Source organism: Streptomyces sp. So13.3 (assembly GCF_005860785.2).
GTDB classification, from domain to species: Bacteria; Actinomycetota; Actinomycetes; order Streptomycetales; family Streptomycetaceae; genus Actinacidiphila; species Actinacidiphila fildesensis.
Window position 1 is genome coordinate 6102591 of sequence record NZ_CP048835.1, and the last position, 20068, is coordinate 6122658.

At 71.7% G+C, this 20068-nt stretch carries 13 protein-coding genes; 5 read left to right on the plus strand and 8 right to left on the minus strand.

Translation table 11 applies throughout. The features are described 5' to 3' along the window. Window positions 1-22 precede the first annotated feature (22 nt). The 5 genes from C8250_RS27645 (at window position 23) to moeZ (ending at window position 6956) form a co-directional block, all read left to right on the plus strand. Window positions 23-1786, plus strand: coding sequence for a DUF3492 domain-containing protein (locus C8250_RS27645; protein WP_138350975.1), 1764 nt, complete (start codon window positions 23-25; stop codon window positions 1784-1786). After that, on the plus strand, window positions 1783-3843 hold the full coding sequence (locus tag C8250_RS27650; protein WP_187145003.1) for a hypothetical protein: 2061 nt from the start codon (window positions 1783-1785) through the stop codon (window positions 3841-3843). Before C8250_RS27645 ends, C8250_RS27650 begins: the two co-directional genes overlap by 4 nt. 79 nt (window positions 3844-3922) lie before the next feature. Then, window positions 3923-4834 carry an NAD(P)-dependent oxidoreductase gene (locus C8250_RS27655; protein WP_138350974.1) on the plus strand — a complete coding sequence of 304 codons (912 nt, stop codon included), beginning with the start codon at window positions 3923-3925 and terminating at the stop codon, window positions 4832-4834. Then, a complete protein-coding gene (locus C8250_RS27660; protein ID WP_138350973.1) occupies window positions 4822-5667 on the plus strand; it encodes a spherulation-specific family 4 protein in 846 nt (281 codons plus the stop codon). The genes C8250_RS27655 and C8250_RS27660 overlap by 13 nt, the downstream gene beginning before the upstream one ends. A 110-nt stretch (window positions 5668-5777) precedes the next feature. Beyond that, window positions 5778-6956 carry an adenylyltransferase/sulfurtransferase MoeZ gene (gene moeZ, locus C8250_RS27665; RefSeq protein ID WP_138350972.1) on the plus strand — a complete coding sequence of 393 codons (1179 nt, stop codon included), beginning with the start codon at window positions 5778-5780 and terminating at the stop codon, window positions 6954-6956. A gap of 71 nt (window positions 6957-7027) precedes the next feature. Here moeZ and C8250_RS27670 read toward each other — a convergent pair whose 3' ends face one another. The 8 genes from C8250_RS27670 to C8250_RS27700 form a co-directional block, all read right to left on the minus strand. Next, on the minus strand, window positions 7028-8410 hold the full coding sequence (locus tag C8250_RS27670; RefSeq protein ID WP_346268775.1) for an alpha/beta hydrolase: 1383 nt from the start codon (window positions 8408-8410) through the stop codon (window positions 7028-7030). Between the two features lie 322 nt (window positions 8411-8732). Then, a complete protein-coding gene (locus C8250_RS43725; protein ID WP_138350970.1) occupies window positions 8733-9812 on the minus strand; it encodes a hypothetical protein in 1080 nt (359 codons plus the stop codon). Further along, window positions 9800-10465, minus strand: coding sequence for a hypothetical protein (locus C8250_RS27675; protein ID WP_138350969.1), 666 nt, complete (start codon window positions 10463-10465; stop codon window positions 9800-9802). The genes C8250_RS43725 and C8250_RS27675 overlap by 13 nt, the downstream gene beginning before the upstream one ends. Before the next feature lie 201 nt (window positions 10466-10666). Beyond that, complete coding sequence (locus tag C8250_RS27680) at window positions 10667-11752, minus strand: phosphotransferase family protein (RefSeq protein WP_138351084.1); 1086 nt, start codon at window positions 11750-11752, stop codon at window positions 10667-10669. A gap of 149 nt (window positions 11753-11901) precedes the next feature. Next, window positions 11902-13062, minus strand: a complete 1161-nt coding sequence (locus C8250_RS27685; protein ID WP_138350968.1) for a hypothetical protein — start codon at window positions 13060-13062, stop codon at window positions 11902-11904. 329 nt (window positions 13063-13391) lie between these two features. Further along, window positions 13392-14156 carry a VC0807 family protein gene (locus C8250_RS27690; protein ID WP_232484653.1) on the minus strand — a complete coding sequence of 255 codons (765 nt, stop codon included), beginning with the start codon at window positions 14154-14156 and terminating at the stop codon, window positions 13392-13394. 182 nt (window positions 14157-14338) lie between these two features. Further along, entirely contained in the window at window positions 14339-16942 is a 2604-nt protein-coding gene (locus C8250_RS27695; protein WP_138350967.1) for a glycosyl hydrolase, read from the minus strand. Between the two features lie 184 nt (window positions 16943-17126). After that, window positions 17127-20027, minus strand: coding sequence for a flippase-like domain-containing protein (locus C8250_RS27700; RefSeq protein WP_138350966.1), 2901 nt, complete (start codon window positions 20025-20027; stop codon window positions 17127-17129). Window positions 20028-20068 lie beyond the last annotated feature (41 nt).

A 20068-nucleotide genomic window follows, 5' to 3' on the forward strand; every position in this document is an offset into this window, starting at 1 on the left:
GCGAAGGAAGGGGGGCGTACACATGCGCATCGCGTTGCTCACCGAGGGTGGCTACCCGTACGCACGAGGTGAAGGTGGCGCCTGGTGCGACCGGCTCGTGCGCGGGCTTCCGGGCCACGAATTCGAGGTGTACGCGCTCAGCAGGTCCGAGCGGACGGAGGCCGGGGGACGGGTCGAACTGCCGTCGCAGGTACGGCGGGTGCGCAGCGAGCGCCTGTGGGGCGCGCCGCCGGAGGACGACGGCAGCCGCGGCCGGGCGGCCCGCCGGGCGCGCCGCCACCGGTTCCTGCACCACTACCGGGAGCTGGCCGCCGCGCTGGCGGGCGGCGACGAGGGATCCACCGCGGGCTGCACCGATGACGTCATCGGCGTGTCCGGTGCGGGAGCCGACGGCTACGGAGGTGCCCGGGCGGACCGTTTCGCCTCCGGTCTGTACGGGCTGGCCGAACTCGCCCACGAGGACGGCGGACTGCCCGGGTTGCTCCGGTCCGAGCACGCGCTGCGCGCCCTGGAGGACGCCTGCCGCGCTCCCGGCGTACGACCCCTGCTGGCCACCGTCGGCGTGGCGGACCTGCTCACCGCCGCCGAACTTCTGGAACGCGCCTTGAGACCGCTGTCCGCGCCCTGGTACGAACCGGACGAGCTCGGCGCCGCCGATCTGTGCCACGCCGTCTCCGGCGGTCCCGCGACCCTTCCCGGCCTGCTGGCCAAACGGTTCTTCGGAACGCCGCTCCTGGTCACCGAGTACGGCGTCCGGCTGCGCGAGGCGCTCCTCGCGCACCGCGCCTCCGGCCTCTCCGCCGAAGTCCGCGCGCTCCTCACCGCGTTCCACCGGCTGCTCGCCGGTGAGTCCTACCGCGAGGCGGCCCTGATCACCCCGGGCAGCACCCATGCCCGCCGCTGGCAGGAACGCTGCGGCGCCGACCGCTCCCGGCTGCGGACCGTCTACCCGGGCATGGAGGCCGCCCGCTTCGCCCGCGCCGGCGAAGCCGCGGAAGCGGCCGGCGCGGACGTCCAGGGCGGGCACACCGACCCCACGCTCACCTGGGTCGGCCGCCCGGACCCGGCCAAGGACCTCATCGCGCTCCTGCACGCCTTCGACGCGATACGCACGGCGGAACCGGGCGCACGGCTCCGGATCCTGCATGTCCGCGGCGGCGTCGACTCCTACCTGGCGGGCTGCCGCACGCTGGCCGCCCAGCTCTTCCCCGACGAGGCCCAGGACGCGGTGACGGTCGGCGAGAGCCCCGTCACCTTCGAGGAGATCGGCTCACCCGGCGCACCACAGCTCGCCGACGCGTACGCCTCCGGTGACGTCGTCGTGCTGTCCAGCATCGTCGAGGGCTTCCCGCTGAGCCTCGTCGAGGCGATGTTCTGCGGCCGCGCGACGGTCTCCACCGACGTGGGCGCCGTCCGCGAGGTCATCGGCGGCACGGGTCTCGTCGTACCGCCCCGCAACCCCAAGGCGCTCGCCGACGCCTGCCTCGCGCTGCTGCGCGAGCCCGACCGCGCCGCCCGGCTCGGCGCCGCCGCGCGTGAGCGGGCGCTCGAACTCTTCACCGTCGAGCGGTGTGTGGGCGCGTTCCGCGAGATCTATCTGGAGCTCGTCGCGCACTGTCCGGTGCGCCGCGAGCCGCTGCTCGACACCGACGGCGTGCCGCGCCCGTTCTCCGAGCCCGCCGAGGCCCATGTCCCCGGCCGCCTCACGCCCGTGCTGCCCGCCCCCACCTGGGCCCGCCGCCCGCAACCCGCGGGCTTCCCGTTCCCGGGAGGTGACCTCGCATGACCGCCACCGGAGGCTCCGCGCAGGCCGCCCTCCTCGCCCGCATCCTCTCCGACGTCCCCACCGACCCGACCCCGCCCAACGAGACCTTCCCAGGCGCCGACCTCCTCCCCCCGGCCTTCCGCCGGGCGGCCTCCGGCCCGGTGGATGATTCCGCGACCGCCGCGGAAGAGGTCCTGACCGACGGCACCGACGGCACCGACGGCACCGACGGCACCGACGGCACCGACGGCGTCGACCGCCCGGCCGGCGGTCGGGCCGGTGACCCGGCTCCGGCCCCGGAGTCCGAGCCGGAGCGCGAACCGGAGCCGGAGCAGGAGGACGGCATCGCGACGGCCGAAGCCGCAGCCGAGGGCCTGAGCGGCTGCGTGGGTCCTTCCGACGAGGCGGATCCCGCCGCGGCCCCGGACCGCGTGAACGCGGACGACACCATCGCGTGGCCGGAACACGAAGCCGCCGCCGAAGCCGCCTCCGGGGCGGAGCCGCTCATGGAGGCGCCCAGCCGCGGACTCGACGCGGCGGGCGACATCCGTGCGCGGGTCGTGGCGGCCCTGGGCTACGGCCCGGGAACGGACGGCCGCACGCCTCTGGCGGAGCCGGCTGTGGAGGGCGGGGTGTTGTTCTCGGGGGCGCGGCCCAGCCTGGCGGAGGCGGCTGCGGACGACCGGGTGTTGCTCTCGGGGGCGCGGCCGGGGCCGGTTCTGCCGGTCGGTGGCGGTGGGGTTCCCGCCTCGGCGGCGGGTCCGAGTGGCCGGGATACCGGTGGGTCGCACGCGCCGGAGTTGCCCGTCGTTGGCGGGGGTTCGTACCGCCCGGTGGAGGCGGCTGCGGACGACCGGGTCCTGCTGTCGGAGTTGCAGCCCGAGCTGATCCTGCCGGTCGGTGAGGGCGGGGGTCTCGCCTCGGCGGCGGGTCCGGGCGCCCGGGATGGTGTCCTGCCGGATCGCGACTCCGAACCCGCCGGGAGGGCCTCGGTGGCGCGGCGGCGGGGGCCTGCTGATCCGGTGCGTGGGGTGATGCACCGGCATGAGGAGTTGTGCGCCGGGGCGGTGGATGTGCTGGAGATCGCCGCAGGGCTGGAGGCGCACGGTGTCACCGACCGGGTGGCGGGACGGTTCCGGCACCGGGACGTGTTCTCGCTCGCGGACGAGTTGTACGCCCGCGTCCCGCACGGCGCCGCGGGGGAGCGGGCCGGCGGGCAGCGGGTGGCGGCGCGGGTCGGACCGGTACGGGTCGGGCTGCTGCATGTGGTGCCCGGCGCGGGCTGCGCCGCGGCGGCCGCGTTCGTGGTGCGGTCGCCCGCCGTCGGCGCGGTGATCGCCCTGCTCGTCGCGCTGGCCACCTGGGCGGCGCTGCGACGCGGCCCGCTGCGTACCGCGAGCGCCGGCGGGGCGCTCTCGGGCGGGTGGCTGCTGGCGTTCGCGCTGTGCGGCGGTCCGCTGCTGACGAGCCTGCTCGGCGCGCCGTTCGACCCGCCCGCCGGCGGCCCGTTCGTGGCGCTGGCCCTCACCCTGGCGCCCGCCGCGTGGTGCGCCCACCGGTTCGCGCTGCGGGCGCGGGCCGAACTCACGCCGAGCCGCGGGCTCGGGGAGTTCGCCGCCCGGGTGCGCCCGCTGCTCGCCGGCACCCTCGTGCTGTATCTCGCGGTGTTGCTCGCCCTCCTGTGGGCCGCCGCCGCGCTGGCCGGTCCCGCCGGTGTCGCCGGGGCGGGCGCCCTCGGGATGCTGCTGTTCACCGCCCGGCTGCTCGCGGTGCACGGCTTCACGAGGGCGGCCGCGTGGGGGACCGGCGCGCCGGCCGCGGCCGAGGGAGCCGCGCTCGGCGCAGCCGTACTGCACCACGTGCCGGGCCTGGCCGCCGTCTCGGCCCCGGTCGAGTGGCTCGGCCCGGCGGCGATACCCGTCCTGGCCGGCGGCTGCGCCGCCACAGTCCTCGTAGTGCATGCCTTCCGCGCCCTCACCCGGGCCTCGGCGCACGGCACCGGTGCCCGCACGGGCACCCCCGCCGCCACCCACCCCCGTACGACAGACCTCCGCAACACCAACCAGGAGAAACGTTGATCACGCACCGAACGACCTCGCTCCGCCCACCGCGCGGGACAGCGCACCGGCAAGGACACCGGGTGGGGGGTGTCGGCCGATGAGAGTGCTGCTGCTTGGAGCCGATGGATTCCTGGGCCGGCACGTGGCCGAACGGCTGCTCGCCGACCCCGCCGTACAGCTGACCGCGCTGGGGCGCAGCGACGACGCCGATGTGCGGTTCGACCTGGCGAGCGGGGCGCCGGGAGCGCTGGCGCGGTTCCTGGACGCCGTGCACCCGGGCGTCGTCGTCAACTGCGCGGGCGCGACCCGCGGCGGGGCCCGGGACCTGACCCGGCACAACACGGTGGCGGTGGCGACCGTGTGCGAGGCGATGCGGCGCAGCAGCACCGGCGCGCGCCTGGTCCAGGTGGGCTGCGCCGCCGAATACGGTCCTTCGCCGGTCGGCGCGTCCACCGCCGAGGACGCGGTGCCGCGGCCGGGCGGCCCGTACGGGGTGAGCAAGCTCGCCGCGTCCGAGCTGGTGCTGGGCTCGGGTCTCGACGCGGTGGTGCTGCGGGTGTTCAGCCCGGTCGGCCCCGGCACGCCGACGAGTTCACCGCTGGGGCGGGTGGCCGAGGCGCTGCGCCGGGCGATGCAGAGCGGGGACGGCGAGCTGAAGCTCGGCGGGCTCGCCGTGCAGCGCGACTTCATCGACGTCCGTGACGTCTCGCGGGCGGTGCACGCGGCGTCGCTGTCGGCCGCGCAGGGCCTGGTGAACATCGGCTCCGGCCGGGCCGTACGGATGCGCGACATGGCGGCCGGGCTCGCGCATGTCGCGGGCTACGACGGCACCCTCCACGAGCTGGACGAGCCGCAGGTCGCGCCCGGCCCGCCCCCGTACCCCGACGGCTGCGGCATCTGGCAGCAGGCGGATGTGCGGACGGCCCGTGACCGGCTGGGCTGGCGGCCCCGCATCGGCCTCGAGGAATCGCTGGCCGACGTCTGGATGGAGGCGGCATGTCGCGTCTGACGCCGCCGCACTTCTGGGGTGCGGGGCTGCGCGACCGCTCCGGCGGGGCCGGCCCGGGAGCGGGCGGCCAGGCCCGTTCCGACCGGCTCGGCTTCGGCGTCCCGGTGAACGCGCACCCGCTGGTCGCACCGGCCGAGTGGGGTGAACTCGCCCGCCCGGGAACCCCGTTGCACTGGGTGGTGCTGAACGTGGCGCGCGGCCCCGGCACCCGGCCCGACCCGCTGTACACGGAGGCGGTGGCGCGGCTCCGGGAGAGCGGGGTGCCGGTCCTCGGTCATCTGGACGCCGGGCTCGGCGCCCGGCCGTTCGGCGCGCTCGTCTCGGACGCCTCCCACTACCTGGACTGGTACCGGGTGGACGGCTTCTACCTGGACCGCGCGCCGACGGAGCGTTCCGCGCTGAACGAGTGCCGCCGGGTGACGACGACGCTGCGGGCACTGCTGGCGGGGGACGACGGGGACAGCGCTGACAGTGATAGTGGCGACGGTGGTGACGGGCACATCGTGCTGGGGCACGGCATGCATCCGTATCCCGGGTACGCCGAGATCGCCGACCAGCTGGTGACGTTCTCCGGCCCCTGGACCCGGTACCGCTGGTCCGAGGCCCCGCAGTGGACGGCCGCGTACCCGCCGGAGCGCTTCGCGCACCTCGTCCACGGAGTGCCGCGGTCGCATCTGGTGACGGCGATGCGGATCGCCCGCTGGCAGGGCGCCGCCACCGTCTGCTTCACGGACCGCACCGACCGGGACGGCACCGACCCGTGGGAGGGGCTGGCCGGCTACTGGGACGAATCGGTGCGAACGTTACGAAAGCAGCCGCCGCCCAGTATCTGATCCCCTTCGGTCTCGCTCCTCGGACCGGGTGTCTCGGAATGAAGACCGGCGTGGCAGTGTTACGGAGAGAACCACCCGTACACCCGTATGCCTACCGATCCGGAGTCCCCGTGTCGCTGCCACCCCTGGTCGAGCCGGCTGCCGAGCTCACCGTCGACGAGGTCCGCAGGTACTCGCGCCACCTGATCATCCCCGATGTGGGGATGGACGGACAGAAGCGGCTGAAGAACGCCAAGGTGCTGTGTGTCGGCGCCGGCGGCCTCGGCTCGCCGGCCCTGATGTACCTGGCCGCCGCCGGTGTCGGCACGCTCGGCATCGTGGAGTTCGACGAGGTCGACGAGTCGAACCTGCAGCGCCAGATCATCCACAGCCAGGCGGACATCGGCCGTTCCAAGGCCCAGTCCGCGCGCGATTCCGTCCTCGGCATCAACCCGTACGTGAATGTCGTTCTCCACGAGGAGCGCCTCGAGGCCGAGAACGTCATGGAGATCTTCTCCCAGTACGACCTGATCGTCGACGGCACGGACAACTTCGCGACCCGCTACCTGGTCAACGACGCGTGCGTGCTTCTGGACAAGCCCTACGTCTGGGGCTCGATCTACCGCTTCGACGGGCAGGCGTCCGTCTTCTGGAGCGAGCACGGCCCGTGCTACCGCTGCCTCTACCCGGAGCCCCCGCCCCCCGGCATGGTCCCCTCCTGCGCCGAGGGCGGCGTGCTGGGCGTGCTCTGCGCGTCCATCGGGTCGATCCAGGTCACCGAGGCGATCAAGCTGCTCGCCGGTATCGGCGACCCGCTGGTCGGCCGTCTGATGATCTACGACGCGCTGGAGATGACCTACCGCCAGGTCAAGGTCCGCAAGGACCCGGAGTGCGCGGTCTGCGGTGAGAACCCGACCGTCACCGAGCTGATCGACTACGAGGCCTTCTGCGGCGTCGTCTCCGAGGAGGCCCAGGAGGCCGCCGCGGGTTCGACGATCACGCCGAAGCAGCTCAAGGAGTGGATCGACGACGGCGAGAACATCGAGATCATCGATGTCCGCGAGCCGAACGAGTACGAGATCGTCTCCATCCCGGGCGCCAAGCTCATCCCCAAGGGCGAGTTCCTGATGGGCACCGCCCTGCAGAACCTGCCCCAGGACAAGCGCATCGTCCTGCACTGCAAGACGGGCGTCCGCTCCGCGGAAGTCCTCGCCGTCCTGAAGTCCGCGGGCTTCTCGGACGCGGTGCACGTCGGTGGCGGCGTCATCGGCTGGGTACACACGGTCGAGCCGCACAAGCCGGTCTACTAGCGGTATCGCTGGTCGCGCATATGTTGAGGGCCCGCACACCGGAAACGGTGTGCGGGCCCTCACATGCGTGATCAGGAGCAGGTCGTGCCCTTCGCGGGGACCGTTCCCTCCAGCAGGTAGGCGTTGACGGTCTCCGTCATGCAGGTGTTGCCGCTGTTGTACGCGCCGTGGCCCTCGCCCTTGTAGGTGATCTCGATCCCGACGTCCGGGCCGAGCCCGGCTGCCATCTTCCCGGCGCCCTCGTACGGCGTGGCCGGGTCGCCGGTGTTGCCGATGACGAGCATCGGCGCCGCGCCCGGGGCGCTGACGTCAGGCGTCTGCCAGTTGCCCGGTACCGGCCAGCCGGTGCAGGCCGGGAGGCTCCAGGCCAGGAACTCGCCGAAGATGGCGGAGGCCTGACGGAACGCGGGCAGCTTCTCGCGCACCTGCTCCTGGGTGTAACGCTGCTTGGCGTCGGCGCAGTTGACCGCCGTGTTGGCCGGCATCAGGTTGTTGTACCGGCCGTTCTGGTCCCGGCCGGCGAACGAGTCGGCGAAGGCGAGCAGCAGATTGCCGCTGCCCGTCGCCTTGGCCTCCTTGAGCGCCATGGTCAGGTACTTCCAGTCGTCCTTGGAGTACAGCGTGGCGGCGATCCCGTTCGTCGCGATGGTCTGGGTGACCTTGCGGCCGTCGTCGGTCGGCAGCGGCTTCCCGTCGAGCTTCGCCAGGAACGCGGAGATCCACTGGTCGCCGGCCTGCCGGCTGCGGCCGGCCGGGCAGTTGGCGGTGTTCTTCGCGCAGTCCGTCAGGTAGTTGTCCAGCGCGAGCTGGAAGCCCTTCGCCTGGCCGATGCCGGCCTGCTCCGGGTCGAGCGTCGGGTCGACCACCCCGTCGAGGACCGCGCGGCCCACCGTGCCCGGGAACAGATGGGCGTAGACGCCGCCGAGCTCCGTGCCGTATGAGATGCCGAAGTAGTGCAACTGTTTGTCACCCAGCACCTGGCGCATCAGATCCATGTCGCGGGCGGCACTGATCGTGTCGACGTGCGGCAGCACGTCGCCCGAGTTCTGCACGCAGGCCGCGACCAGCTTCCGCAGATCTGCCTGCTGCGCCTGTACCTCGTCGGGTGTGTCCGGGGTCCCGTCGATCTGCCGCGAGACGTCCGTGGCCCGGTCGTCCAGGCACTTCACGCCCTGGCTCTCGCCGACGCCGCGCGGATCGAAGCTCACCAGGTCGTAGCGCGACCGCAGCTTCTCGTAGTCCTTCCCGAACGACGGCAGCGCGGCCACGCCCGACCCGCCGGGGCCGCCGAAGTTGAACACCAGCGACCCGATCCGGCCGCTGCCGGTGGCCTTGGCGCGGATCATCGCGAGACCGATGGTCGGCCCGTCCGGCTTCGCGTAGTCCAGCGGCGCCTTGAGCGTCGAGCACTGCCATTCGCTCCCGGGCGCCTTGCCGTCCGTGCCCTGCGCCACACTCGGCGCCGGGCACCGCCGCCAGCTCAGCTTCTGCCCGGTCAGCGACCCGGGCAGCGCGCCGGCGCCGCAAGCGGCGGCGTGCTGCCTGTCACGGAGGCCGTAGCCGCGGGCTTGTCGTCCGCGGCCTTCGAGTCCCCGCCCCCGCACCCCGCCGCCCCCAGCGCGATGACCAACGCGACACCCACCACCGCGTCCCGCCGCACCCGTACGTTGCTCATGGATCTCCCACCCGTCGTTCCCAATGCGCGGATGATCCCATACAGGCGGATAGGTCTGCTTGCGGTTGCGGCACGGCGGTGGGTGGCGGCGGGGCGGACGATCAGCGGACGACGCTCTGGATCTCGCGGACGGTGACGGCCTTCGGCTCGTTGATGACGCCGTTGGGCAGCCCGGTCGGCACACCGCCGTCGGAGCCGACCCAACTGACCTTCCACGTCGCGGTGACATTGAGCTGGTACGCCCCGGAGTGCTCCGTCGAACGGAGATACGTGACGCCGCAGGGCGGATTGCCGGTCGCTCCCCTGGCGTACGCGGCGCCCACCTTGCCGTCCGGGGCGATCGGGCACTCACCCGAAGCGGGGAACACGGTGGCATCGGACGTACCGGGCTCGATCCGCACACTGCTCGCCTGCGCGGTGGTCTCCGCCCAGATCTCCTGGCCGCCGCCGAGGTTCACGGACGCGCGGACCTTCACCGGCGTGTACTTCTCCCGCAGCCACACCCACGTCGGCAGGTTGACCGTCTGCGTTGTCGTCGGGCTCATGGTGATGGTCACGCCCGGGAGACGCGTGCTCGCGAAGGCGAGTTTGGAGAGCATCTCCGGGGTGATGACGTGCCTCGTCGCGCCCGGCGGCCGCTCGCCGTTCGGCACCCACAGCGGATTCTGGTCGTTGCACGACATCTGGTCGAACGCGCTGGCGGCGGGGTTGGTGGACACGGCCCACCACTGGCCCTTGCCCTCCTGCTCGATGTTGAAGTCCTTGTAGCCCTTGACGCCGGGGTAGTCGTAGCCGTCCTGGTAGTGCGCGAGGTCCATGCCCATGGCGGTGGAGAAGCTGCCGTGGACGTTGGGGGACTGCTCCTTGTAGCTCTTGGTGTACTCGTCCTTGAACTGCTGGGCGCTGTACTTGGGCCCGAACCAGCAAGGCGGCGGCGTCCAGGACGTATCGACCGAGGCGATCCGCTTGCGGCCGGGGTCGGTGGCGCCGGGTGTCACGGGAACCACCGAGTATCCGGCGGCGGCGTTGAGGTTGCGGGTGTCGTTGCCACCCGACACATGTGTCTTCGGCGGAATGGGAATCGTGTCGTTGGCGTAGCTCGTTCCCGCCGCGGAAACGACGGTGACGGCAGCGAGGGCCAGCGCCCGGCGCAGCGGTATCGAGCCACCTATTGCTTGCACTGCAGGGCACTCTCCTTCACTTCGATGGATGCCGCCTGCCACAGATCGACGTTGGGCCTGAACTTGATCAGGACGATGTCGTAGAACCTGTAGCTCTCATTGTTCTCCGGGGTGACGGCGACCTTTCCGGTCGGGATCGCCTTGCTGTACAGCTTGGCCTGGTTGTTGCAGAAGGTGACCTCGGCGGAAGTCTTGTTGGCCGCGACCTTGATGACGGGACGGTAGTAGTGGTCGGTGCCGGTGAGCGTGCTCTTGGCGTCCACATGGCGCTGGACATAGCTCTTGCCGTACACGAGCGCGCTGTCCGTCGCGTAATTGGCCAGGCCGCTCTTCGTCACGCTCTGCTTCACGACTCCGTGCACCAGTGACTGCATGAAGTTCGCCGTGGCGGCCAATGCGACCGCCTGCGTGTGGTCCGACGGCCTCGGCCAGTCGAAATTCAGCTTCAGGTCGGCGGGTAGTGCCAGGCTCGGGTCGATCGTCAACGGGGCGGCGGTCGGCGCGGCAGTGGTCGCGGCGGTGGACGGTGCGGTCGTCGGGACGCCGTCGATCGTGTCGGACGTGCCGTCGGATCCGCCCCCGCCGCAGGCGGTGAGCAGCAGGGCGGTCGCCGTCGCGAGGGCGGCGGCGGTGAGCGCTGTGGGGGCTCGCATAAAAGTGAAGGGCTCCCGGTCGGTGGGTGGGCACCGTCGGGTCAGCTCGCTGTACGTCCCCGTGGTCCCCGTACGTAGGACGTACGACGTTACCCAAGTCACGCGGGGGGATCGAGGGAGGGTCTGTGCCTAATACGTCACGTTCATGTCACTGCCGGCGAGCGGGTCGCGGGGGCCCGGCCGGACGGGCCCCCGTGACCGTCACCAGTAGCGGTTCTCGATCATCGCCTCCAGGGAGGTGCGGTGCATGATCAGGTCGTCCGGGTCGCTGGGGAGGGGGCGTTCGCCGAAGTGGATCTGGCGGTAGCCGATGCGGAGCATGACGTTGGCGTGCCGGAGGGCCGCGTACAGGGTGTGGAAGTCCAGGTCGCGGGGGGTGTGGCCGGTGGCGTCGCGGTAGCGGTCGGCGATGGCGTCGCGGGTCATGAAGCCGGGGAGGCCCGGGTAGCCGGTCTGTTCCGTCAGGTCCTGGAAGAAGCGGTGGAGGTAGATCATCCAGCCGAGGTCGAGCTCACGGGGGCCGAGGGCGGCCATCTCCCAGTCGAGGACGGCGACAGGGTCGAAGCCCGCGTAGAGGATGTTGCCGATGCGGGCGTCGCCCCAGCTCAGGACGGTGGGGCCGGGGTCGTCCGGCCACAGTTCGTCGAGCCGGTCGAAGGCGCGCTCGATGAGCGGGGAGCGGGGGCGGCCGTCGACGACCCAGTGGTAGTACTCGCGTTGGGCCGTCACATGGTCGCGCAGGGCGTCGCCGGAGGGCCCGGCCAGGAACGCGACCGGTTCCACCGGGACGGTGTGCAGCTCGGCCAGGACGTCGACGGTGGAGCGCTGGAGGTGCTCGCGGTCGGCGGGTTCGGCTTCGTAGAGCCAATTGTCGCCGTAGGTGTACGGCATGACGTCGGGCGGTACGCGGCCCTCGACGCGTTCCATGACGAAGAACGGCGCGCCGAGCGGGTCCGGGTCGGTCTCCAGCCACAGCAGGGCCGGGAGCGGGGTCTTGCTGTGCTGGGCGACGGCCTGGATGGTGCGGTACTGGCGCTCCATGTCGTACACGGGGAAGGCCGCGTACGCGTCGGGGTCCGCGGCCAGCCGCAGGACGCAGGGGCGCAGCTGCTGGCGGGCGGTGCCGGCCCGGTGCGGCACCGCGAGGTCGAACAGAACGGTCTCGCTGGACATGCCGTTGGAGGACGGGACGTGGAAGGTGCGGGTGTGCGCGCCGGGTTCGCGGGCGTGCAGCCAGGCGTCGAGCCGCTGCCGGAGGAGCTGGGGATCGCGGGTGCTGGTGGTCATGTGCGGTGCGGGGGGTGGGGTCGGGCTCGACACGGGTCCTCCTTGCGGGCCTTGCCGGACAGGGCTTCGGCTACTCCCCATTCCTTGCCGGAATCGGCGGGGAGTACGCGGGGCTGCTCCAAAGGGCTACGAGCCGTGGGCTGACAGGGTTACGGCGCCACCGAGTCGAAGCCGGTGAACCCGCTCGGGTCGTGCCGCCCGAAGCTGCCGTGCTCGAAGATGCCGTAGCCGGTGGCGCCGTCCCAGGTGAAGCGGGCCGCGTGGTCGATGACGCCGTACGCCGCCAGGCCCAGGCCCGCCGGGTCCGCCAGGTCGTACGTGCGGCGGTCCAGCCAGCCGCGGCCCTTCCACTCGCCGTGCTGCCAGTCGTCGGCCGGCGGGTAGCCGGCGCCGACCGCGAGCGGGCTGCCGCCCAGCAGTTCGACGTGGATCTCGATCGGCTTGCGGTCGGCTCCGGTGAGGTGGATGACGGCCGACTCGGGGTGCCGGCTGCCGGAGCGGTACGTGATGTCGACGTGGGCGCGCCCGAGTTGCTCGTCGGGGCGGCCGGCGTCCGCGGGGTGTACGAGGACGGCGCTGTCGAGGGTGCGGTAGCCGTCGGCGTCCTCCTGGAGGATCACCATGACGAAGCGGTCCTCGAAGCGGATCGGGATCCACAGCCAGTGGAAGCCCTCGGCACGGAACTCCTCGGCGGCCCGGCCGGGCGCCTCGCCGGGGATGGGGCGGACGCCCCAGCTGCGGTCGCGGGTGGCGGTGAAGCGGCCGCGTTCCACGGTGATCTCCTGGCCGCCGGCGCGGATCACGCCGTGGCAGCTGCCGGCCTGGCAGAACCGGTTGGCTTCGAGGAAGAGCCGGTCGCCGGTGTACTGGATGTGGTGCGGCTCCTCGACGGCCGGGAAGTCCGCCTCCCAGACCAGGTCGAAGGAGAGGCTCGAAGCCTCGTCGCCGTCCGGGTCCGCGCCGTCCGGGTCCGGTTCCTGCGGTTCGCACACCAGCCGCAGCCGTTTGAGCGGTTCCTGGACCTCGATCCGCAGCGGTCCGACCTGCTGCCGCATCCGGTCCTCGCCGAGCGCGTCCGAGGCTCTGACGGCGATGAGCCGGTCGCCCTGGAGCAGCGTCGCGTAGGCGTCGGTGACGCCGAGGTTCGGGTAGACGCCGAGGCCGGTGATGAGCAGCGCCCGGCCCTCGTGGTCGAAGACCTGGAAGATCGACCGGTCGTAGGCGTTGCGGTCACCGCTGGCGACATGGCGCATGGATCGGGCGATCTGGTGCACGGGGTACTCGTCCAGCGGAACGGGGCGTTGGGGCACGGCCGTCTCCTCCTCCTCGGTCTCCTCGGTGTCGAGAATTCCCTGACGGTACGTCAGTTATGGAGGCCGGGCCTAGATCCGTGCACGTATCACTCGGATTTCGGGCCGTACGCGGCGGCGAGCGCGGCGAACGACTCCTTCGGCTCCCACGCCAGGTCCGGATGGGCCGTTCCACGGCCCGACGGCAGCATCCTGACCACGCCGTACGCGGCCGGATCGAGGTCATGGCGCGGGCCGGGGGAGGCGGCGGGGGAGAAGCCCGTGTCGTAGTTGATGCCCTTGGCGCGCAGGGGAGTTCCTTCCGGAGGCGAGAGGGGGAGCGACGTGTGTCAGGCCGCGACGGTCTCCGTCGCCATGGCACTCGCCTCCGACGCGGCGCCTTCGTCGGCCGCCTTCACCTCGCCCGCGATCATCCGCTCGATCGGGTTGGTGGCGATGCCGCCGACCACCGCGGCGAGGAGGACGGACGCGATCAGCAGGACGGTCGACAGCCAGACCATGGTGGAGACCGGGAGGATGAAGGCCAGCACGATCCGCGCGACGCACTCGCTCAGCATGGAGACGCCCCAGATCGTGCTGAACAGCAGCTCCGCCCGCCGGAAGCGGGCGCTTCCGGCCGACAGCCGGTCCCAGGCGAGGATGTTGGCGGCCTTGCCCTTCGTCATGAACGGCTTCAGGCCGACCGACATCAGCCGCTTCCCGGTGGCGGCCGCGATCAGTACGGAGATCCCCACCACGCTGCTGAGCGCCGAGTCCTTGACGATCATCAGCCGTGCGTCGCCGGTGACGAAGCTGAGGACGATTCCCACCAGGTTGACCACCAGCATGATGCCGGCGAGCCCGTTGAACGACCGGTCCCGGGCCGCCGCGACGACGGTGCGGACAGCGGGGACGATGCTGCTCAGCATGAGCGACGCGACCAGGCCGACGCCGAAGCCGTTGTGCAGCAGGTAGTACGAACCGAGCGGCACGGCGATGTCGAGGACGAGCGGCTTCAGCATCGTGACCAGCGGGTTGGACTCCTGCTCGGTCTCAGCGGCCTTGCTCTGCGTCTGCGTCCGCGTCTCCTGCTGCACCTGCTGGACCTGCGTCATGTCCGGGCTCCTCCGTGAGAACTTCTGGTAGGAAGAGCTTCGCGCGGAGGGTGGTGCGCTCGGCAGAGCTGGATCTCCAGGCTTCGGCAGTACAAATGTCCTGGCCGGATCGCGGCGATCCGGCCAGGACATCCGTTACTTCCGTGGAGACGGCCGCGCCGTCGGATGCGCGGGCCGCACCGTCACCTCAGATCGATCGAGAAGATGCCGCGGCCGTGCGTCGCCGCGTACAGGCGCCCGTCGGGGCCCGTCCTGATCTGCAGGACGGCCACGGCGGGAAGGTGCCCCACGCGCTTCCAGCCGGTGCCGCCGGGTGCCCGGTAGATGACGCCCAGGTCGGTCGCGAGTACCAGGCCGCCGCCCGGGAGGGCGACGATGGAGTCGGACGGCACGTCGGGCATGTTCGACGAGATGTCCTTCCACGTGGTGCCGCCGTCCGTGGACTCGAAGACATGGCCGACACCGGCACCGGGACCTTCGGTCCAGTGCCGGGAGAAGCCATTGACCGCGAGGTACACGTGGTCGGCGTTCCTCGGGTCGATGGCGAAGCCGGAAAGGTATCGGTTGGGTACGGTGCCGTCCGCCCCGGTCGCGGGGAGGTCGATCTGGTGCCAGCCGGTGCCGTCCGCGTTGCCGACGGCGATGCCGCGCGTGAAACCCTGGTTGTTGCAGGGGCCGCACCACGCCGCGTAGACCTTGCCGCCGGAAGCGGCCACCGCGGTGGCGGTGTGGCCCTCTCCGAGGTCGAAGGCGTTGGTCCACTCGCCGGAGCTGCGGATCGCGTAGCCGTGGCTCTGCGTCCAGACGTGCCGGCCGCCGGCCACCCAGGCGTTGCTGTTCCTGATGTCCGCCGCGAGCGGGGCGATGAAGCGGGCCTCCCCGGTGGCGTTGTCGGCCGGGGCGACGGAGTACGAGGTGGCCTTCGTCGGGTCGGTGGTCCATGAGCCGTCGTTCACGGCACAGTTCTGGGTGACCTGAACCGCCAGATAGACGTATTCCTGGGCGATGTTGCAGCCGTTGGCCGGGTCGGTGATCGTGTCGGCGCCGTCGCCGCCGAAGTTGGAGCCCATGACGGTGTCGTGCGGACGCAGAACGGACTGCCCGTTGTCCTGCAGGCCGCCGTTGACCGCCACCCCGCGGAAGGCCGGGTCCTTGCCGATGCCCACCGAGTAGTACTGCAGGGTGTCGATGGTGCCGTCATTGAGCGAGGCCCAGTCCGTGGCATGACCGGACGAGTCCTGCGCGCCGTTCACCGGGCGGCGGTAGACGCCACCGTCGTTGCCCGCGTAGAAGTACGTTCTGCCGTGGTAGCTGCCGATGGCGGCCGCGTGCTGGTCCGGGTGGACGGTCTGGCTGCAGGCGCCGGTCTGCCGGGACGGATCAATGCTCCAGCAGGGGAAGTTGAAGTTCCAGTACGGTCCGACGGCCGACCAGGTCGCACCGGCGTTCGTCGTCTCGAAGACCTCTTCCAGACCGGCGTAGAGGTGGTCCGCGTTGTGGGGGTCCACCTGCAGAAACTGGTTGTACCAGGCCTGCACGCCCGGCATGAAGCCACTGCTGTTCAGCGCCGATCCGGCGGCGCTGAGGGTCGGATAGTCCGCGATCCGGGTCCACGGACCCAGCGGAGAGCCGGACTTGGAGGTGTAGATCCCCGCCAGCGAGCTGTCCGGATTGGCGGCCTGCTGAGCGGGGGACTGGTCGATGGCGTAGTAGCGCGAACCGTCGGCCGAGCGGGCGAAGGTGACGTTGCCGACGTCGGTCGCGGCGGTCGGCAGATCGCCGAGTGACGTGACGCGTTGCCAGCTCCCGCCGGTCTTCGCGTAGAAGCCGTTGTACGTGTCGCCGCTGCGCCAGCCGACGGCGAGGACCACCCGCGAGGGATGCTTCGGGTCGATCGCGACGTCGTTGGCGATGTTCTTGTACGGCGCGGACGGGTCGTTCGCCTGCGAACCTCCGGGCAGGAAGTCCGGATTGGGGGCGAACTCCAGTTTCCAGGGGCCGCCGGTGTGGCTGACGGAGTGGCTCCACACGCCGCGGCTCGTCGACGCCCACACCGTGTCGCCGCCGAAGCGCAGGGTGTGGACGGTGGTGTTGTCCAGTTCCTTGCCGCCGACCCGGCTGTACGCCGAGAACGTGCCGTGCCGCGGATCGGACAGCAGGTACACACCGCTGCCGAGGTAGGCGTCCGCGTTGGTCGTCGCCTCGCCGGTGCCCAGCCAGAGCCTGCCCGCGCTGTCCAGCGCGAGTGCCCCGGTGGCCTGGGCGGGCAGGGCGTCGCTGATGGCCTGCCAGTTGCCGCCGCCGGTACGGGATCTCCACACCCCGCCGCCCGCACTGCCCTCGTAGACATAGCCGGCGTTGTCGGCGACCAGGGCCGCGGTGCGGCCGGTGACGTTGCCGGCGCCGCCACTGGAGTTGGAGTCGATGTCGCGGTAGCGCGGATCGTCGGCGTTGTAGACGAGACCGGTGTCGTGCCGCCAGGTCCCGCCCGTGTTCGGGAGGGCGTTGAGGGCCGCCCAGGCGGCACCGTACGCGCTGGGCTGGATGACGCCGGGGGAGGTGCGGGCCTCGGCGAACTGATCCGCACCCTCGGCTATCTCGTCGGCCTCACCGCCCTCGTCGCCGTCGGTGGCGGCCGTGGCGGCACGTGCGAGGGTGCTGGTGACGGAGTGCGGTCTGGGGCTGCCGTGGCCGGGTGCGGCTCCGGCGGGTACCGCGATGAGCGCGGCTGTCGCGGTGATGGCGCAGATCGTGAGCCATCGCCTCTTGCGGGTTGGTGCCGACATCAGTTCCTCCCCGGTGGAGCCCGGATGGGCCGGTGCGAAGGTGTGCACGCCAGACCCGACCACGGGAGGGGGAGGAAGAGATGCTGAAAGGAGGGAACTTGGGCAAATTTTGACGAGAACCTGTCAGTCGATCAAAGCTGCCCCGACCTGGAGGCGACGGGCATCGTCCGCCGGCGGCGGTCGCTCAGAGATCGCCCTTGCGGCTGAGGTAGTTGAAGGAGAGCCAGCCCGGCAGGACGGGGAGCCAGAAGGTCAGGAGCCGGAAGAGCAGCACCGCCGGCGTGGCGATCGTGCCCGGCAGGCCGGCCGCGATCAGACCACCGGTGAGGGCGAACTCGACCGCGCCGACACCGCCGGGGGTCGGCGCCGCGGAGCCGAGGGCGTTGCCCGCGAGGAAGACGACCGCGATCGTCGAGTAGCTGAGGCTGCCGCCGAAGGAGCGTACGCAGGCGTCGAGACAGATCACGAAGGTGACGGTGACCATCAGCGTGCCGCCGATGCCCGTCACCAGCTTCGCCGGGCGCTGCAGCACGTCGAGCATGCGTGGGATGACGCCCGCGAACAGCGCCCGTACCCGGGTGGAGACGAACTTGCGCAGGGTCGGGATCGCCGTCCCGACCAGCACCAGCACACCCGCGGTGAGGAGCCCGGCCATGACCGTGCGGGACGGTGACAGCGACGGCGTCTTCTCGGTGCCGGTGATGTAGCCGAAGGTCAGCAGCAGCAGGATGTGCGAGCCGAGACCGACCAGCTGGGACGCGCCGACACTCGCCACCGCGAGGCCCGGCCGTACGCCCGTCTTCTGCAGATACCGGGTGTTGAGGGCGACGCCGCCGACCGCCGCCGGGGCGACGAGCTTCACGAACGATCCGGCGATCTGCGCCATGACCGTCCTGAACAGCGACAGCCGCTCCGGGACGAAGCCGGCCAGCGCGCAGGCCGCCGCCACATAACTGAGCGCGGAGCCGACCACGGCGACGGCCGCCCAGCCGTAGTTCGCTCGGGAGATCGTGTCGGCGATCGGCACCGAGCTGATCTGCGACAGCAGGAAGTACGCGGCGAAGGCGCCCGCGATGACCGTGACGAGGGTGCGCGGCTTGATCCGCTCCAGACGGACCGGCTCCACCGGGGCCTGCGGCCGGATGAGCAGCACCTGCTGGCGGATCCTGGAGAGCAGATCCTCCTCGCGGGCCTCGTCCTGGGCCACTTCGATGGCGCGTTTCTCGGCCCGTTTCTCGGCCTTGGCCGAGCCGCGCGAGGGGGCGGCCGCGGCCGCCGCGGCCCGCGCCTCCTTGTCGGCCGCGGACGCGGCGAGCACGGCGTCCCGCTCGCGCTGCGCCCGCGCGCGGTTCAGCTGCTTGAGCTCCGCGCGGGTGGAGCGGCTCAGCGCGATCGGCTGGAGCAGCGGCAGGGAGTTCGCGACCGCGTCGGGGCCGAGGACGGCGACGGCCGACTTGACCGCCGGTTCCGGGCCGACGCGCAGCGCGACGGTGGTCAGCAGCTGGGCGATGTCCATCCGCAGCACGATGTCGCCGGCCGCGATCTCGCCGCCGCGCAGATCCGTCAGAAAGACCTTGCCGGAACGATCCACCAGAAGGGATTCGCCGACCAGCCGCCGATGGGCGATCCGCCGCGACTGGAGCGCCTTGACCTGCTGCCAGGCGTTGTACAGCAGCGCGTCGGTGAGCTCCTCGTCCGGCAGCGAGTTCAGCCGGCGGCCGCCGATGTGCTCGTAGACGAGCATGACGGCGTCCGGGCCCAGCTCGGAGGTGGCGATCAGCTTCGGCGCGTTGGCCCCGGCGGCGATGGCCGCGTACGCGAGCAGCGCCTCCTGCTCCAGGGTCTGGCGCAGCGACTGCAGGCTGCGGCGCTGGTTGATGCCGCGCAGCGAGATGCGGCGCCACACCCGGTAGAAGAAGCCGTGCGCCTGCTGCTCGCGGTCCACGACGGTGACGTCGAGCGGCGGTCCGTCCTCCAGGGTGACGAGATAGCCGCGGCCGCGTTCGGAGTCGGGGGTCTCGGGGACCTCGTCGTCCGCGCGGCGGGTGGTCAGCGGCGCGAAGCCGACGCGCCGCAGGCCGGCGAGCAGGTTCTGGCCGGTCGGCCGGACGTTCGGCGAGCCGACCGAGTACAGGGTGCCGTAGGCGACGGTCCAGCCGATGAGCACCGTCACGATGATCGAGAACGGCGTCGTGTAGCCGCCGACCAGCACCGCGAACGCGTCCAGCAGCAGCACGAACCACAGCAGCACCCGCCAGCGCGGGCGCCGGGCCATGCCGACGGCCGTCATATAGGCGATGACCGGTGCCAGATAGCCGTGCACGGGGTCGGTGATCCCGCCGCCACCCGGCGCGATCTGGGTCATCGCGGCCCTGATCGGGTCCGGTGCGGCGTTCGTCACCCACAGGTCGGTGGCCAGCGCCACGCCGTGGGCGAGGACGGCGGCGAGCACGCCGTCGGCGATCCGCAGCCCGTCCCGTTTGATCAGCCGCTCGATCGCGAAGGCGACCGGGACGATCAGTACGGCGATGCTCGCGGTGAGGCCGGCGAAGGTGCTCAGCGCGTCGGGCGAGTTGCGCGCGCCCTTGGCGATGTCCGCCTCGACACCGCTGGTGGTGGCATGGGCGAAACCGGCGATGGCCATGACCACGGCGATGCCGAGCAGACCGAGCAGGAACCGCATGAGGTCGGCGGGGCGGTGCACGCGGGCGGCGAGCAGCGGCTCGTCGCTGGAGACGTCGTCGCTGTGGACGACATCGGTCTCTTCGGCGGACTGGGCGGGCTGGTCGGACCGGGCGGGCTCGTCGGCTGCTACCGGTTCGGTCGCTTCGAGCGGTTCGGCGTTTTCAGCCGCTTTGACTGGTTCGGTCGCTTCGGTCGGTTCCGTTGCTCCGGTCGCTTCGGGTTTGTCCGAGGGGGTTTCGTTCGAGGCGGTCGAGGCCTCAGGACCGGTGCTGCCGTTGGCGCCGCTGTCGGCTCCGGGTGTCACGCTGTCGGGCGACGGCACGTCAACGGGGCGGCCGGCCGAAGTGGCCGCCGCGTCCTGGTCCTGCTGTCCCGCTGTCTCGTTTTGTTCTCGTATCACCAGTCACCCCGCGGACGATGGTGGCATGAGCAGTGCGGGGA

What these genes read in the sequence shown, in the direction of transcription:
- C8250_RS27645 (WP_138350975.1), top strand. Translation starts at nt 23, where the DNA reads ATGCGCATCGCGTTGCTCACCGAGGGTGGCTACCCGTACGCACGAGGT.
- C8250_RS27675 (WP_138350969.1), bottom strand. Translation starts at nt 10,465, where the DNA reads ATGCGAGCCCCCACAGCGCTCACCGCCGCCGCCCTCGCGACGGCGACC.
- C8250_RS27660 (WP_138350973.1), top strand. Translation starts at nt 4,822, where the DNA reads ATGTCGCGTCTGACGCCGCCGCACTTCTGGGGTGCGGGGCTGCGCGAC.
- C8250_RS27655 (WP_138350974.1), top strand. Translation starts at nt 3,923, where the DNA reads ATGAGAGTGCTGCTGCTTGGAGCCGATGGATTCCTGGGCCGGCACGTG.
- C8250_RS27680 (WP_138351084.1), bottom strand. Translation starts at nt 11,752, where the DNA reads ATGACCACCAGCACCCGCGATCCCCAGCTCCTCCGGCAGCGGCTCGAC.
- C8250_RS27650 (WP_187145003.1), top strand. Translation starts at nt 1,783, where the DNA reads ATGACCGCCACCGGAGGCTCCGCGCAGGCCGCCCTCCTCGCCCGCATC.
- C8250_RS27690 (WP_232484653.1), bottom strand. Translation starts at nt 14,156, where the DNA reads ATGACGCAGGTCCAGCAGGTGCAGCAGGAGACGCGGACGCAGACGCAG.
- C8250_RS27695 (WP_138350967.1), bottom strand. Translation starts at nt 16,942, where the DNA reads ATGTCGGCACCAACCCGCAAGAGGCGATGGCTCACGATCTGCGCCATC.